This is a genomic window from Sulfuricurvum sp. (assembly GCF_028712165.1).
Taxonomy (GTDB): Bacteria; Campylobacterota; Campylobacteria; order Campylobacterales; family Sulfurimonadaceae; genus Sulfuricurvum.
This window is the reverse complement of sequence record NZ_JAQTQR010000017.1, coordinates 27,908-42,223: the sequence shown is the minus strand read 5'-3', so window position 1 is coordinate 42,223 and position 14,316 is coordinate 27,908. Positions and strand designations below refer to the sequence as shown.

Genomic DNA, 14,316 nt, shown 5'->3' with positions numbered 1-14,316 from the left:
CCTTTCGTCGAAATCTGGGTAGCCTCGGTAATAATAAGTCCCGCAGAGGCTCTCTGGGCATAATAGTGTGCCATCATATCATTGGGAACATTGTTCTGAACACTTCGGCACCGTGTCATCGGTGCCATAAATATTCTGTTACGCAAAGGATAATTTCCGATTCTTATAGGGGAGAACAAATCCATGTCGAGCTCCTTTATCCAGTATAGTAAACCCATTGTCCCATAATACGATTTATAGATTCATGAATAATATTCAGTAATGCATATATGAAATAATCAAAGCAATTAATATAAGTTTTATTTATATAATTGGAATATATATCTCGGTACGGAGATTTTCCGGTTTAGTTCGTCTCGGCGCTCGGTTCAGATAACGGAACATCGGTCCTCCCCGTACCTTTGCACCGCTTTTAACGATCCAGTCACCGATGAGACGGTAGGTTTCTCGCATCTCTTCATAGGCTCCAATGTGTAAGAATACGGCATATTTTCCGCCGTCGATTGTTTTACTCATCACTTCTCCGGAGAGGATGACGCTTTTATCGTTATAGCTGATACACGCGTCACATCGTAATTTATCGGTTGAAGTAACATTTGGGTTGTCATGTCCGATTCCCAAAGCTATCGTCTCTTTCATAAGGAGATTTTTTTTGTATCGTTTTTTTTGGTCTTTTGCAAATGCGAGCAATACGTCCCATGCCTCGTTACATGCAATGTAGTACGGACCCGTTCTACGAACGTAGAGGACATCAAAAGGTTCGATCTCAACAAAACGGGGGGAAAGCAGAACGGCAGAATTTATCTGTTTGGCACTACGTGAGAACTCCGAGGGTGTCTGCCCGAAATGTTCTTTAAAGACTTTGGCAAAAGCGGCACTCGTCTCGTATCCGCTCTCCATCGCTATTGACGTGATATTGCGATCTGTTTTAAATTTGATCGTCGTTTTTTGCAAACGGACACGTCTGATGTAATCTCCGACACGCTCACCCACAATTGATTTGAAAATCCGATGAAAATGATATTTTGAAAATCCGGCGATTTTCGCTAATTCATCCAAAGAAAGATTTTCGCTACTGTGTTCTTCGATATACTTTACCGACCGATAGATACTCTGAAAATACGCTTTTTGAGTTGAATCTTTCATATCTTTTATAACACTTCAAGGGCAACATACGGTGTATTATAATGGATCATCTCACTCATTTCGCCGTTTTCAAAATTAAGTGCCGAATACCCAAGACCTGAAGGTGTCGCCGCACCGTAACGGTTTTCTATCCATCCCGCAGGGGCGGTGAAACCTGATGCTGCCCAGATGGCACAGAGGTCACTATATTTTCCCGAACGATCGACTGTATAGGCATGAGCGGGAGAGCTTTCGTCCTTTTTGCCCGTTCCGCTGGTCGGAAGTGCCAATTGTATGCCGTTGATCATTCCGTAACGGTAAAGATTATTTATCCCTTCTCTGCGGATTTTGCCTTTTGCATCATGGTTAAAAAGAACGTTCAGATGATCAAAACTGACAAAATCGGCACCGCTGTTCAAAACTCCGCTGTTTTCGCTCGTCCCGTCACCCGAACGGTCCCAATAATAAAACCACTGTTTACCGATATGGACAGGAGCAATCAGTTTTCCCTCTTTGCCCAAATCGATTACATCGTTCATAACCCTAATCGACAGGGTTATCTCACTGTTTGCTTCATTTAAAACAATCGTATAATCATTATGAGCTTTTTTCACATTAGGCAACTCACGAAATGTTATCTCTCCTGAAGTGTTTAAAGCAAAGAGTGCGTTATCACCCTTCCCTGCAATCAAAGATGTTCCTTTATGAACTTTAAACACAGGGGTCGATGTTGAAAACTTCCCTTCCAAAAGATCGTCCGAACGGATAGTCTCGCTACCTGCCAATCCTGATATTATCCCCAAAAGCGCTGCTGCAAATACCAATCGCATCATTCCACCCTCCTTTTAGATTGCCATGCCTAACGATCTCATAAAATCTTCAACTGCTTTGGTATAGTTACTCTCCAAGCCCAATTCATCATTAATCTCTTTGTGTTTCAATGCCTGCGGTGTCATTTCGGCTCGCAGATTCAGGGATTTTGCTTTTTGAACAAATGCTTCGGTCTGGACACACGGTTTATCCGGCCGTTCGGTTGAACATACTAACAGCATCGGTACGGCATTCGAACTTAGACGCTGATACGGCGACGCATCCGCCCAATACGCAGGATCGGTTCCAAAAGCTTCGTCATAAAAATCGTAATGTTTTGTACTCATGACTTTTGGGATATCCATTGCCGCACTGTCCAGTGACACTGTTCCGAGCCACGGTTTTAGATTTGGGTAACGTGCGGGATCAGAGGAGATTAAATCGACAAGATGAGCACCGGCAGAATGCCCCATAAGTACGATTTTTTGCGAATCGCCGCCCCACTGCGCGACATGGCTTTGGACATACGCCAATGCTGCAGCGACATCGTCAGCTTGTTTGAGAGGATCAGCATCGGGCAATAGTCGGTAATTGACCGACACGAAAATAATCCCTTTGGGATTCCAACGCGCTTTTTTGTTATCTACAACGTTATCGGAGCGTTTATCCCCTATTTTCCATGCACCGCCGTGGACCATAACGACTACTGGAGCCTTTTGGGGATTGGTGGGGAGATAGACATCCATACGCTGTTTTTTATCGCTGCCGTAGGTGACGTCCATCATAGTATTCGATGTTTGTGAGGAGGTCGTAGTGCGTGTTTCGGCACGCTTTTGTATCATATCCCGTATCATTCCGGCATCCAGATTGAGCGACCCTATCATCATAGCCGCAATTGCGACACCTAATCCAAATCGTTTGCTTCTCATAGTTTCTCCTATGCAAAATATCGCCATAATTATATGGGATTTAGCAAGACAAAACTATTCTAAAATTGCTATTTTTTGTTCGATATTTAAACACTACTTTGATGCGATCTTCATCGCCAGTTTTCGGGCAAACGGAAATACGAGAAGAATCGTAGGAAACGCGATGGCATACGCCACCAGCCACGCATGAATCCATATTCCGACAAATCCGTGTACCCATCCGAGGTTGATAAACGTAATCGCGCCCGACATGATAAAACTCATAAAACCCGACAACAATGCCGCCTGTACCTGATGCAAATATTTAACTGAAACCATTTTAGTCCTTTTGCTTAGTACAAGCAATCATAATCTTTTTATCTTGTGCATACTCCACACCCCAATCGATCATCTGATTGAGAATCGGTCGAAGTGATTCTCCGTGTGATGTGAGTCTGTACTCGACTTTGGGCGGCACCTGCTCGTAGATAATGCGACTTACAAGTCCGTTTTCTTCCATCTCACGAAGCTGCTGAGTCAGCATCTTTTGCGTAATACGCGGCATTAGGCGAAGCATCTCACCGTTTCGGAGCACTTTTTTTTCCATTAAATGCCACAAAATAAGACCTTTCCATTTGCCGCCGATCAGTTCGAGAGTCAGTTCAAAATGGCAATTAAACGGAGATTGAATCATTATATAGTTACCTTTTAGTATGTACATTACTTTTTAGTATGTTCTTGACAGTAAATACTGTATACTATAGAATCTCTCCTGATAAAACACTAAAGGACTCCACAATGCGAAACGATTTTGAAAAAGCGATGCACTTCCGCCATGCTTGTAAGCTGTTTGATACTACTAAACCTATGAGCAGTGAAGATTTAACCTTTATTCTCGAAGCCGGACGTCTCAGCCCAAGTTCATTCGGAATGGAGCAGTGGCAGTTTTTTGTTATCCGTGACACTGCGATGCGCGAAGCAATCCAAGCCGTGGCATGGAACCAACCGCAAGTGACGACTGCATCCGAACTGATTGCGATCGGCTACAAGAAAAATGTCCGCAGTACCGACGGCTATATTCAAAGTGAATTTGAAAAATTCCACTATCCGGATGGACTTCTAGGAATGTATGCAGGATTCGTCGACCCACGCAGCGATGAAGTTCTAGAGTGCTGGTCATCACGTCAAGTATACATCGCTGCAGGGAACATGATGACTGCTGCCGCATCGATCGGTATCGATTCCTGCCCTATGGAAGGATTTGACCGAGACGCGGTAGAGAAGATCATGGGGATTGATACGGAAGTATATGGAGTCCCTTTACTGATTCCGTTCGGATATCGTGTCAATGAACAACCGCCGTTGCACCGTTCAGAATTAAGTGATGTCGTAACGTATATTTAAAAAGGAATCCAATGAACGCATTTACCTACTACAATCCTACCCGTATCGAATTTGGACGCAGCAAAGAAAACAAGATCGGAGAAATGATCGCCGAACAGGGTATCAAACGGCTTCTCCTCGTTTACGGAACCGGTTCGATCAAAAAAAATGGCTTATACGACAGAGTTGTTGACAGTCTCAAAACAGCAGGAATTGCTTTTGAAGAACTCGACGGTGTCGTAAGTAATCCCCTCCTCTCCCGTGTCCATGACGGCATCGAGATGGTAAAATCGCATGATCTCCAAGCCGTTCTCGGAGTCGGCGGCGGTTCCGTCGTCGATTCGGCAAAAGCAATCGCGGCAGGAGCTTTGTATGAGGGTGATGTATGGGATTTTTTCATCCAAAAAGCCTCTATCACAGCTGCTCTTCCCGTCTATGCCATCATGACCCTCGCGGCAACCGCCAGTGAAATGAACGGCAACTCTGTGGTTATGAATGACGCAACCAAACAAAAATACTCTATCAGTTCCGTACTGGTGAATCCGAAAATATCCATCATCAATCCCGAATTGATGATGAGCGTCACTCCCGAATATCTCGCCTATTCGGCAACCGATATCATCGCCCATACGATCGAAGTCTATTTTACGGCAACCGAACATCCCCATTTTCAATCCCGTCTCGTTGAGTCGATCGTCAAAACGGTCATCGAAACGACCGAAATTCTCCTGAAAGATCCTCTCAATTACGACGCCCGTGCCGAGTTTGCATGGGCATCCACCCAAGCGCTCAACGGATTGACCAACTCCGGAACCGGTGGTGGAAGTTTCCCGAACCACATGATCGAGCACGCTCTCTCCGCACTTTTTAATATCGCCCACGGTGCGGGTTTAGCCATTGTCATTCCGGCATGGATGAAATGGTACAAAGGTCAAAATCCCGCTCAGTTTGAGCGTTTTGCCAAAGAAGTTTTCGGTCTGAATACTGCAGATGAAGGGATCAGTGCATTGGAAAACTGGTTTAACTCCATCGGTGCACCGGTTTCCTTGTCGGCAGCAAATATTTCGCGTGAGCACATCGGTGACATTGCCGAAAATGCGCATGGATTAGCACTATTGTGGGGAATGGGGGAAGAATATACTTCTCAGACGATCGCTACAATACTCCAAAACGCATAAATTCAGGAAGAACGCCATGAGTTTATTACTTCAAGAGGGTACGATCGGAAATGTAACACTGAAAAACCGTATTGTAATGCCCCCTATGTGTATGTACCATGCCGACAAGGATGGTCATCCCAACGCATTTCATGTTCTCCATTACGGTTCCAAAGCACTCGGTGGTGTAGGTTTGATCATTGTCGAAGCAACTGCGGTCGAATCACGGGGACGGATCAGTGAAAATGATTTGGGCATATGGTCTGATGAACATATTGCCAGCCATCGAACACTAACGGCGATCTGTCACGACAACGGTGCCAAAATAGCGGTGCAACTGGCCCATGCCGGACGAAAATGCGAGTGTGATTCCGAATTCCCTGTCGCTCCTAGTGCTATAGCCTTTAGTACCGAGGCACCGTATCGGATTCCCTTAATGCTCACACTCGAAGAAATAGAGGGGATAAAAGACTCTTTTGTCCGTGCCGCATTGCGTGCAAAAGAAGCGGGATACGATATGGTCGAGATTCACGGGGCACACGGCTACCTGTTATGTGAATTCCTATCACCGCTGAGCAATCAGCGCACCGATCGCTATGGCGGAACGCTCGAAAACCGATGCCGATTATTAGTCGAAGTAACCCAAGCGGTGAAAGAGGCTATCAATCTCCCCGTAATTGTACGAATTTCGGCAGAGGAGTGGATGAAAGAGGGCTGGAATATCGAAGATTCTATCGCCCTTTCCAAAGCGCTGAAAACAGCGGGAGCCGATGTGATTCATGTCTCTGCCGGAGGGAATCAGGCGGTAACCCAGACACAACCGCCGATTGTGCCTCTGTATCAAGCCGAATACGCCAAACGAATCCGACAGGAGGGATCGATTCCTACCATCGCCGTAGGACTAATTACGACACCTGCTGAGGGTGAAGCGTTACTGATAGGCGGGGTCTGTGATTTTGTAGCGTATGGACGCTCATTGTTGCGCAATCCGAACCTCGCACTCGCTGCCGCAAAAGAGTTTCACGAGACAGACAAGATTCCTGCATCCTTTCGACGAGGGTTTTAAGCAACAGTAATTTTATCTCCGTAGAGCCGCTTGCGCTCGGCGGTATAATCCCACCATACACGCGGCTCGCCACCGTCCATAAAATCGGTGATCGCCATCAATACATCCAGCATACACGGATCTTGCCGCTCTCCGAACGCTTTGCAAAATCGGACATACAGATCATAAGGATCCTCTCCGCGCAGCTGATCGGGGCGAGTGATTCCGATTTTGGCAAAATCAGCGGCAACCGTTTTGCCGACATTGGGAAGATCGGTCAGTTTTTCGACTTTTTCACGTATGACTTTTGCAGGGTTCATGAGTCTAACCTTTACATCGTAGGATGTATCGAATAACGTCCATACATCTTTTCCAGTTTTAGCGGTGTATTGAAAATCATTGATAGGTTGTCACTGTTTAACACCTCTTCTTTTTCTCCTGCCGCATAGATCATTCCCTCTTTGAGCAAGACCGCTTTAGTAATCTCTTCAAATACCTCTTCGATATGATGCGTCACTAAAATGACGGTCGTACCGCTGTTAGCCAAAGAGCGCATCATCTCTATAAAATCAAGCTGTGCTTTAATATCCAATCCTACGGTCGGTTCATCCAACAATATTGCTTTGACCGGATGAACCAGCGCACGGGCTACGATACATTTTCGAAGTTCTCCCGTCGACATCTCACTCAAACGTTTATCGCTCAGGTGCTCGATCCCTAACCGAATCATGGCACGTTCTGCCGCTTCGATCTGCTCACTCGTCACCTCTAAATGGTCAAACAACCCGATCGTTCCGTTAAAACCGCTCAGCACTGTTTCAAATCCGCTGAGATAACCGCTCTCAAATGCAAAACGGGTATGCAGATCGTTCGTCACAACCCCTAAATGCTTACGCAGTTCCGTGACGACCCATCGCCCATTTCCCAAAATCTCCCGTCGAAACGGCTCATCGATATACGATGGATAGAGTTCACAATTAATCAGTTTGATAAGACTCGATTTCCCCGAACCATTGGCTCCTAGGATCACGCAATGTTCTCCTTGTTCGATTTGAAGCGAAAGATTTTTAAGAACCGGCGTTGCAGTATAGGTGAGTTGGACATTGTCGAATAATACGATCGAATTCATATAAAATTATTTCCTTATTTGTTTGCACATACAGCTGTTTTCATGATCATTTACCATCCCGCACGCTTGCATGAAAGCGTATACGGTAGTCGTTCCGATAAATTTAAATCCCCGTTTTTTGAGCTCTTTTGTAATGGTATCGGAAATATCTGAAGTACATGCCGCTTCTTTGTAATCGGAAACATCATTAATAATCGCTCTTCCCCCCACTTTTCCCCAAAAATAGGCATCCAAAGAACCGAACTCTTTTTGGATCTCTAAAAAACCTCGCGCATTCGTGATAATCGCTTCGATTTTGGGACGGCTTTTTACCACTAGGCCGCTGTTGAGTATGCGATCGATATCTGCCTCACCATAGTGTGCCACCTTGTTCAGATCAAATCCCTCAAATGCTTCACGATACCCCTCGCGTTTTTTGAGGATGGTCAGCCAGCTGAGCCCCGCCGATTGTGTTTCCAAAGAAAACAGTTCAAAAAGGGCCCGATCATCATGCAGAGGCTTTCCCCACTCTTCATCATGATAGGCGACATACACCGGATCACTCAGTTTGACCCATCCGCAGCGTGAAACAGACATTATGTTCTCCACTTTTTAATTGGAACTATCATAGCATAAGTCATTCAACCGAGTATTATTATGACAATCTGCATTAAAAATATTTAAATAAACTAAAAATAAACTATAATCCTACCATGATATATAAAACCCGTCTGATAAAAACCCCGATTGGGGAAATGATCGCCATGACAAACGGAGAAGTCCTCACCTCTCTTCACTTTACCTATGATGCTTATATTGTTCACAATTCACGCCATTCCCTTTTGCTCCGTTTAGAAGAGGAACTGCACGAATACTTTGATGGAAAACGACAAACTTTTACACTCCCTTTAGCAGCGGAAGGGACAGCATTTCAACAAAAAGTTTGGGAAACTCTTCGTTCAATCCCTTACGGACAAACAATCTCCTATGCTCAAGAAGCGCAACAATTCGGCAATCCTAAAGCCGTTCGAGCCGTCGCAAACGCCAACGGAAAAAATCCCATCGCGATTCTCATCCCTTGCCATCGCGTTATCGCAACGGGTGGAGGGCTCGGAGGATACAGCGGGGGGCTATGGAGAAAAGAGTTTTTATTGCAGCTGGAGAGCGACCAAAGCTCTCGCTAGGGCTATTGCCTCAGAAATCGCAACGGCTTCGACGATGAACATCGGTGTATCCCAGTCCTTTTAGTTCATCATTTTTCTTCTGTGTTTTCGAACGCAATTAGGAAAATGCTTCTCTTTTTTCGCCTTGGCTCGCGTTAAAGGGTTTGCGGAGCTAATTTTAAGAATAACAACGTAAAATGTTTAAAAAAATGTTGATTTGTAAGGTTCTGCTTGGATATTTCTAATAATAGGACATTTAGAATGTCCTATTTTCTTGTGGATTTCTGGCAAAATGGTATATTTTGGGTATGAATAAATAGTTAAAAAAAAGGATTAATTAATTCTCATGGATATACAAGATTACTTCAATAGATTAAATGTCGAATCACAGACGATATTCACTGAAACGATTTCTGAGAAAGAAAAACTCGGGACACTACATCATCTATCATCATGTGTATACGAATACGCTGAGTGCCTACTTGATCAACAAGAAAAAGAAATTCTTATAACAGTTAGTGCGCAACTGGAGTCAGCAAACCTAAATGTAGTTCTTGGGTTGTATAGGCAAGCTTTTTCGTCATTGAGGCTGGCTTTTGAGATGGGACTAGCATCTATGTATTTCTCCGCAAATAAATTGGAGTTACATGAATGGTTAGATGGCCGCTCTGATATTAAATGGTCAAGCTTAGTTGATGAAGACAACGGTGTCTTGTCACAACGATTTGCGAAGGCATTCTTTAGCGAATGTTCAGAATATAGTATTAAGTATAGAAAAAAAGCCATTGCTGTTTATAGAAAACTTTCTGAATACGTTCATGGGAATAACGAAACTTGGGAAAACAGTGGACTTAAATTAGGCTATAACGCCACACTATTCGAGTTGTATTGTGAATATTTTACGTCTGTAGCAAAAGTGATTTTATATGCTGCAATATGCAGGTATGCCAAGCAATTCGATGAGTCTACACGTGAATTACTACAGTTTATCCCAGAAGAATTTAAGGAAGTTGAGCCTATTAGAAAATTGTTTGGCCAATCATAAGGAATATTAAAAATGAGTGAATTTTATCTAAGAACAGAAAGTATCAAACAGACAGATATTTTGAATTTATCAGTAATTAATGAGGCTGATAGGAATATATTAACTGCCCTCAAATCAAATGAACCATGTTTATTAGAGGGTTCTCGAGGTACTGGAAAGTCCTTTTTAATGCGAGTTGCAGAACTTGAATTAGAAGCTGAAAGTGAATCTTATATCAGTGTCTTTGTTCCCTTCAATATGAGTTCGTTAATAAGCACAGAGGACAATCTCCAATTCTATCATTGGATGTTGGCCAAAACTCTAAAATACCTACTTAACAAACTAAGAAGGAAAGGAATCGTTGTTTCTTCCCTAACAGCAAGTCTTTTAAGCAATGATGCAAATGGAACCGAAGATGAAGTTCAGATTGGCCTCAAAGAAATAGTAAACTTGTTTGAAGATTCATATAGGGGAAATTCTAAAATTGATATATCTACACTGCCTGACATTGAAGATGTAAAAGAAGCGATACAAACGATTTGCGAAGAAAATTCACTTGAAAGAGTAATTTTCTTTTTTGACGAAGCTGCTCACGTTTTTAGACCCGAACAGCAACGACAATTCTTTAATCTTTTTAAAGACCTAAGATCGCCATACATATCATGTAATGCTGCTATTTACCCAGGTGTAACACACTTTGGAGACACATTTGAATTAACTCATGATTGTGTATACAAAAAATTAGAGAGAAATATTTCTGACTCTGATTATCTCCAATACTTTGAAGACATAGTTGTTAAACAATCTGACGAAAAGCTATGTGAAGAAATCAATAGACAAAAGGAACTATTCAATACTCTTGCTTTATCATCCGGTGGTAATCCAAGGATGTTATTAAGAACTCTTCAGAACATAGCTAAGTTTAACACGACAAATGTCAACTCAGAAATCAAATCATTTTATCGTGGTCAGATTTGGGCAGAGCATACAGAACTTGGAGAAAAATATAAAGGTCACCGAGGCATAATTGATTGGGGAAGAGATTTTCTAGAAAAAACAGTCATACCAAGAGTTGAAGAATATAATAATCTTAGAAAGGAGAAGGGAATTAATGAAGCCACTATCTATTTTTGGATTCATAAAGATTCTCCAGAGGCAGTAAAAGAAGCCTTAAGACTATTAACTTATACTGGTATTATCAGAAAAATAGATAGTTCAGTAAGGGCAACTAGATCTGAATTAGGTTCCCGGTATGAAATTAAATATGGTTGTATGATTTCATTGGAGGCTAATCCACATGCGGAATCATCGGAGTTTTATAAAAAACTTGCCCTTAATAAGTTTCCTGAATTTGGGAAAAATCATAGTTCATATGTTGGAAGTGATCAAATTCTTTTATCAAATGATGAAGAACAATATGGAGAGTCTCTAAAGTCTTTACTACGTAAACCAATTGATGTTTTAGTTCTACTAACTCCATGGCAAAAAGAAAAACTAAAAGAAGCTGAAATTAACACAATTGAAGAATTACATAATAGTACTGAAGAAAATTTAATTGACAATATTTACAATGTTGGTCCTACGCGAGCTAGATTGATGAAAAATGCAGCTAATGCTGAACTTTTAGAATATATTTCTGGCTAAATGTAACAAAACATAGCACACTAATAAAGTAGCTGTGGTACTTTATTGGCGTATTCAAATGTTATATCCAAAATACGGGTCAGGCGTTAAATATAAATATATTAGTAGTATCCATAAATATACCGAAGATTGATTTTAAGGTATAATATTCAACATATAAGACGATAAGAATAGCTAATGAGCAAACCTCCTTTTTCAGCCCTAAAAGCACTTAAAGCAGTCAACGTATCGCAAATGATCGAAGGATATAAACCTGTCGATAATAAAGAAGTAAAAGAGCAAGTCAAGAAAATTCTTTCTCGCAAATGAAATACTACCCTCCCTCCAATCACATCTACTACGAAAATAGCGATATACCAATCAATAAACTTGATATACACGATTCTCTCATAATCCACGACCAATGAAAGCTTTTCTTCTTCTTTTTCTGATTATTAATCTCATTACATTCTTTGTATTTGGATACGATAAATATTTAGCGCGTGCCAACCGTCGGCGGGTGAGTGAAAAAACACTTTTGAATCTTGCCATTTTCGGGGGAAGTGCGGGAGCTGTTTTCGCCCAAAAAATCTTTCGTCACAAATCAAAAAAATACCGTTATACGTTCTGGATCATTCTAACGATCCAATTTATCCTCTTTGAAGCGATCTGGTTTTTTGCCTCCGACGCCTCTCATACGCTGCAAAATTTTTCACTCACGTAATAGTCTTGTACATCAAAAGACTTTCATATGCCCCTGATCATTTTTAACAACAGTTATACGTACCTATATCAATTAGGTTGCCCGATACGCCAATAGAGCAAAAATCACTCCCATGGATAATGCAAACGGAGTATAGAATCGGGTATCGTAATATGCAAATTCGGATGATTTAATTTTTTTAAACAAACCGACCGTATTAAACTCACCGATACCTCGAAGCGTAAATATCCCCGATAAAATCCACCCGCTGGTGATGCAATATTCCCGATACGGTGACGAAGAGAGATCATAAAAATAGAGTATATACGCGACAAAAGCAAATCCGATTAATACTAATCCTACGATAACCGTTGCAATCTTTCCGGGATTGATTAACGGCTCGCCATTTTTTGTCGGTATCGCCTGTACAGCTGCGAATTTTCCACCCAATGCCCAATAAAAATGGAGTAATCCGATCAAACATAATGCTAAAATCGCAAGTGTAATGATTACGATCATTATTATTTATCCTTTTATAAAGTTTGATACCCCTTCTATTTATCACTGACAATTTCTAGCAATAGCGATAAATTCTCTCATCAATTCAATGTCTTTGACACCCTCTTTTTCTACACCGCTCGAAATATCGATACCGAAAGGTTTTAAATCACGTATTACTGCGCAGATATTGTCTTTATTTAATCCGCCCGATAGGATTATCTCACCTGCAATCTCTTTGACCCATTCGGGGAATTCTTCAAATACGCCGCTGCCGATGCTGGCATCATAAAAAAAGTAGTCGTAGTTCAAATCTTTTGGAGGTGGATCTTTGGACGATAGTGCGAGATTGGGCACTTGGGTAACTTCGTATATCTGCGTGTAATCGAAAAAATCTGCCGCTTCTTTTACATCCTCAGCAGTCATACCGACGACGAATGTTTTGATTCTCCCTTTCGCGTAGTTTGCTAATTCGATAGCCGCCTTGGGTTCACAGTAGCGTTTGCTCTTGGGATAGGTTACGACACCTATCGCGTCATATCCGTATTCGATCGCTTTATAGATTTGTTCTTTCGTCTTTAGTCCGCATACTTTTATAAACACGTCGATCCTTTATAGTGAATGTCTTAAAATCCGCCGAGTATCGCTCTCTCAAATTCTCTCTGATTCATACTCTCAGGGGTGATTCTCATGATAAATTCCCGTATAGGCTGAAAAAAAGTGGGAATCCCGTGGGCCATCTGTCCAATCATATGTGATTTATTACGGATATAGGAGACTCTTTTTAAACGCTTCTGCGGATAAAGCCGTATCGCCTCTGCAAACGGATGCGATTTGAGCAACTCGCCAAACGCATAGGCGCTCTCAATCCCTATCGCGGCCCCCTGCCCCAAATTGGGTGTCGTAGCATGTCCCGCATCTCCGATCAGAATAACATTCCCCTTCTGTAAAGCGACGTGTGAGAGATCAGCAATCGGGTTATACAGCAATTCCGTAGTGTCGGTATCCAAGGATGCAACGACATGCTGCCAATCACCCCCGAAATCTTTAAAATATTCCAATACCTCGGTGAAATCCATCGCCTCTTCACCGCCTTTCTTTGAAGCGAGTAAAAAGCAATAGATTTTATCTTCTCCTATCGGAAAAATACCGACGCGTTTGTTCTTTGTATCCCAAAATTCAGAGCTACTTTTTACATCAAGTGCAACTGGACGATCACATACGAATCGCCAACACACGTATCCGGCATCCCTGAGCGGTACCGTTCCGACATACAACTCTCTAATGTTCGAACGTAATCCATCCGCTCCGATAACGTAATCGTACTCTTCACGCACTCCATTTTCATAGGTCACCTGTAACGCCATACCGTGCTCTGCAATTTTGACTACTTTATGGCAAAGGCGGATCGTAGAAGCATCAACAGAGTTTAGTAATATCTCATGCAGCCGCTTGCGATGGACGGCGAGTGTAGGATAGGAGGTCTCCTCTCTGATCTTTTCCAGATCGAATCGTCCGAGCGGTCTGCCATACTGATCGTATAACATGATCTCATCTAACGATTGAGCGTAGCGCATCAAAGCCTCTTCCAAAGCGCATTTTCGGAAGATTTTAAGTACATTTGCCCCCAGCAAAATCCCTGCGCCGTCGGATCTGAGCACATCGGCTTTTTCCACGAGTACAGGTCTGTACCCCAAATGCTCCAGCCGATTTTTACACATAAGCCCCGCTACACCACCTCCGACGATCAGGACTCGCTCAGATTTCAC

19 protein-coding genes and 1 pseudogene are annotated in these 14,316 nt (G+C 42.5%); 8 read left to right on the top strand and 12 right to left on the bottom strand.

The genetic code is table 11. The annotated features are described in order from the left end of the window. The 6 genes and pseudogenes from PHP90_RS04745 to PHP90_RS04720 form a co-directional block, all read right to left on the bottom strand. Positions 1-185, bottom strand: a pseudogene (locus PHP90_RS04745) (alkene reductase); the annotation flags it as partial. Positions 186-303: 118 nt separating this feature from the next. After that, positions 304-1,146, bottom strand: a complete 843-nt coding sequence (locus PHP90_RS04740) for an AraC family transcriptional regulator (RefSeq protein WP_299926052.1) — start codon at positions 1,144-1,146, stop codon at positions 304-306. Between the two features lie 5 nt (positions 1,147-1,151). Beyond that, positions 1,152-1,958 (bottom strand): hypothetical protein, encoded by an 807-nt coding sequence (locus tag PHP90_RS04735; protein ID WP_299926049.1) that lies wholly within the window; start codon positions 1,956-1,958, stop codon positions 1,152-1,154. A 12-nt stretch (positions 1,959-1,970) separates the two neighbouring features. After that, positions 1,971-2,864, bottom strand: coding sequence for an alpha/beta hydrolase (locus PHP90_RS04730; RefSeq protein ID WP_299926046.1), 894 nt, complete (start codon positions 2,862-2,864; stop codon positions 1,971-1,973). Between the two features lie 93 nt (positions 2,865-2,957). Further along, the gene (locus tag PHP90_RS04725; protein WP_299926043.1) at positions 2,958-3,182 is read right to left on the bottom strand and encodes a DUF2798 domain-containing protein; all 225 of its coding nucleotides are present in this window, start codon (positions 3,180-3,182) and stop codon (positions 2,958-2,960) included. A gap of 1 nt (position 3,183) precedes the next feature. Next, complete coding sequence (locus PHP90_RS04720) at positions 3,184-3,537, bottom strand: helix-turn-helix domain-containing protein (RefSeq protein WP_299926040.1); 354 nt, start codon at positions 3,535-3,537, stop codon at positions 3,184-3,186. A 104-nt stretch (positions 3,538-3,641) separates the two neighbouring features. Here PHP90_RS04720 and PHP90_RS04715 point away from each other — a divergent pair, with 104 nt between their 5' ends. The 3 genes from PHP90_RS04715 to PHP90_RS04705 are packed head-to-tail and all read left to right on the top strand — an operon-like array spanning position 3,642 to position 6,449. Continuing rightward, the gene (locus tag PHP90_RS04715) at positions 3,642-4,247 is read left to right on the top strand and encodes an NAD(P)H-dependent oxidoreductase (protein ID WP_299926038.1); all 606 of its coding nucleotides are present in this window, start codon (positions 3,642-3,644) and stop codon (positions 4,245-4,247) included. An 11-nt stretch (positions 4,248-4,258) separates the two neighbouring features. Continuing rightward, the gene (locus PHP90_RS04710; RefSeq protein WP_299926035.1) at positions 4,259-5,404 is read left to right on the top strand and encodes an iron-containing alcohol dehydrogenase; all 1,146 of its coding nucleotides are present in this window, start codon (positions 4,259-4,261) and stop codon (positions 5,402-5,404) included. Positions 5,405-5,420: 16 nt separating this feature from the next. After that, positions 5,421-6,449 (top strand): NADH:flavin oxidoreductase/NADH oxidase, encoded by a 1,029-nt coding sequence (locus PHP90_RS04705; RefSeq protein WP_299926032.1) that lies wholly within the window; start codon positions 5,421-5,423, stop codon positions 6,447-6,449. Here the strand turns inward: PHP90_RS04705 and PHP90_RS04700 are convergent. The 3 genes from PHP90_RS04700 to PHP90_RS04690 are packed head-to-tail and all read right to left on the bottom strand — an operon-like array spanning position 6,446 to position 8,133. After that, positions 6,446-6,748, bottom strand: a complete 303-nt coding sequence (locus PHP90_RS04700; RefSeq protein WP_299926029.1) for a helix-hairpin-helix domain-containing protein — start codon at positions 6,746-6,748, stop codon at positions 6,446-6,448. The two genes, PHP90_RS04705 and PHP90_RS04700, sit on opposite strands and share 4 nt — an antisense overlap. Before the next feature lie 11 nt (positions 6,749-6,759). After that, the gene (locus tag PHP90_RS04695) at positions 6,760-7,557 is read right to left on the bottom strand and encodes an ATP-binding cassette domain-containing protein (protein WP_299926026.1); all 798 of its coding nucleotides are present in this window, start codon (positions 7,555-7,557) and stop codon (positions 6,760-6,762) included. 6 nt (positions 7,558-7,563) lie between these two features. Continuing rightward, positions 7,564-8,133, bottom strand: a complete 570-nt coding sequence (locus PHP90_RS04690; RefSeq protein WP_299926023.1) for a DNA-3-methyladenine glycosylase I — start codon at positions 8,131-8,133, stop codon at positions 7,564-7,566. Positions 8,134-8,249: 116 nt separating this feature from the next. Here PHP90_RS04690 and PHP90_RS04685 point away from each other — a divergent pair, with 116 nt between their 5' ends. From PHP90_RS04685 to PHP90_RS04665, 5 genes are all read left to right on the top strand, one after another. Then, a complete protein-coding gene (locus PHP90_RS04685; RefSeq protein WP_299926020.1) occupies positions 8,250-8,720 on the top strand; it encodes a methylated-DNA--[protein]-cysteine S-methyltransferase in 471 nt (156 codons plus the stop codon). 325 nt (positions 8,721-9,045) lie between these two features. Beyond that, the gene (locus PHP90_RS04680) at positions 9,046-9,744 is read left to right on the top strand and encodes a hypothetical protein (RefSeq protein ID WP_299926017.1); all 699 of its coding nucleotides are present in this window, start codon (positions 9,046-9,048) and stop codon (positions 9,742-9,744) included. Positions 9,745-9,756: 12 nt separating this feature from the next. Further along, positions 9,757-11,367 carry a hypothetical protein gene (locus PHP90_RS04675; RefSeq protein ID WP_299926013.1) on the top strand — a complete coding sequence of 537 codons (1,611 nt, stop codon included), beginning with the start codon at positions 9,757-9,759 and terminating at the stop codon, positions 11,365-11,367. Positions 11,368-11,544: 177 nt separating this feature from the next. After that, entirely contained in the window at positions 11,545-11,676 is a 132-nt protein-coding gene (locus tag PHP90_RS04670; protein ID WP_299926010.1) for a hypothetical protein, read from the top strand. Between the two features lie 94 nt (positions 11,677-11,770). Then, positions 11,771-12,070: a DUF1294 domain-containing protein gene (locus PHP90_RS04665; RefSeq protein ID WP_299926007.1), complete on the top strand. Its 300-nt coding sequence runs from the start codon at positions 11,771-11,773 to the stop codon at positions 12,068-12,070. A 72-nt stretch (positions 12,071-12,142) separates the two neighbouring features. On the opposite strand, the gene PHP90_RS04660 is transcribed toward PHP90_RS04665, so the two are convergent. The 3 genes from PHP90_RS04660 to PHP90_RS04650 are packed head-to-tail and all read right to left on the bottom strand — an operon-like array spanning position 12,143 to position 14,316. Beyond that, positions 12,143-12,568 (bottom strand): DUF3995 domain-containing protein, encoded by a 426-nt coding sequence (locus PHP90_RS04660; protein ID WP_299926004.1) that lies wholly within the window; start codon positions 12,566-12,568, stop codon positions 12,143-12,145. A gap of 42 nt (positions 12,569-12,610) precedes the next feature. Beyond that, the gene (locus PHP90_RS04655; RefSeq protein WP_299926001.1) at positions 12,611-13,150 is read right to left on the bottom strand and encodes a hypothetical protein; all 540 of its coding nucleotides are present in this window, start codon (positions 13,148-13,150) and stop codon (positions 12,611-12,613) included. Positions 13,151-13,173: 23 nt separating this feature from the next. Further along, positions 13,174-14,316, bottom strand: coding sequence for an FAD-dependent monooxygenase (locus PHP90_RS04650; protein ID WP_299925998.1), 1,143 nt, complete (start codon positions 14,314-14,316; stop codon positions 13,174-13,176).

Coding starts and splice junctions, on each gene's coding strand:
- PHP90_RS04665 (WP_299926007.1), top strand. CDS start 11,771: ATGAAAGCTTTTCTTCTTCTTTTTCTGATTATTAATCTCATTACATTC.
- PHP90_RS04720 (WP_299926040.1), bottom strand. CDS start 3,537: ATGATTCAATCTCCGTTTAATTGCCATTTTGAACTGACTCTCGAACTG.
- PHP90_RS04730 (WP_299926046.1), bottom strand. CDS start 2,864: ATGAGAAGCAAACGATTTGGATTAGGTGTCGCAATTGCGGCTATGATG.
- PHP90_RS04685 (WP_299926020.1), top strand. CDS start 8,250: ATGATATATAAAACCCGTCTGATAAAAACCCCGATTGGGGAAATGATC.
- PHP90_RS04710 (WP_299926035.1), top strand. CDS start 4,259: ATGAACGCATTTACCTACTACAATCCTACCCGTATCGAATTTGGACGC.
- PHP90_RS04715 (WP_299926038.1), top strand. CDS start 3,642: ATGCGAAACGATTTTGAAAAAGCGATGCACTTCCGCCATGCTTGTAAG.
- PHP90_RS04740 (WP_299926052.1), bottom strand. CDS start 1,146: ATGAAAGATTCAACTCAAAAAGCGTATTTTCAGAGTATCTATCGGTCG.
- PHP90_RS04700 (WP_299926029.1), bottom strand. CDS start 6,748: ATGAACCCTGCAAAAGTCATACGTGAAAAAGTCGAAAAACTGACCGAT.
- PHP90_RS04695 (WP_299926026.1), bottom strand. CDS start 7,557: ATGAATTCGATCGTATTATTCGACAATGTCCAACTCACCTATACTGCA.
- PHP90_RS04670 (WP_299926010.1), top strand. CDS start 11,545: ATGAGCAAACCTCCTTTTTCAGCCCTAAAAGCACTTAAAGCAGTCAAC.
- PHP90_RS04705 (WP_299926032.1), top strand. CDS start 5,421: ATGAGTTTATTACTTCAAGAGGGTACGATCGGAAATGTAACACTGAAA.
- PHP90_RS04735 (WP_299926049.1), bottom strand. CDS start 1,958: ATGATGCGATTGGTATTTGCAGCAGCGCTTTTGGGGATAATATCAGGA.
- PHP90_RS04690 (WP_299926023.1), bottom strand. CDS start 8,133: ATGTCTGTTTCACGCTGCGGATGGGTCAAACTGAGTGATCCGGTGTAT.
- PHP90_RS04675 (WP_299926013.1), top strand. CDS start 9,757: ATGAGTGAATTTTATCTAAGAACAGAAAGTATCAAACAGACAGATATT.
- PHP90_RS04660 (WP_299926004.1), bottom strand. CDS start 12,568: ATGATCGTAATCATTACACTTGCGATTTTAGCATTATGTTTGATCGGA.
- PHP90_RS04680 (WP_299926017.1), top strand. CDS start 9,046: ATGGATATACAAGATTACTTCAATAGATTAAATGTCGAATCACAGACG.
- PHP90_RS04725 (WP_299926043.1), bottom strand. CDS start 3,182: ATGGTTTCAGTTAAATATTTGCATCAGGTACAGGCGGCATTGTTGTCG.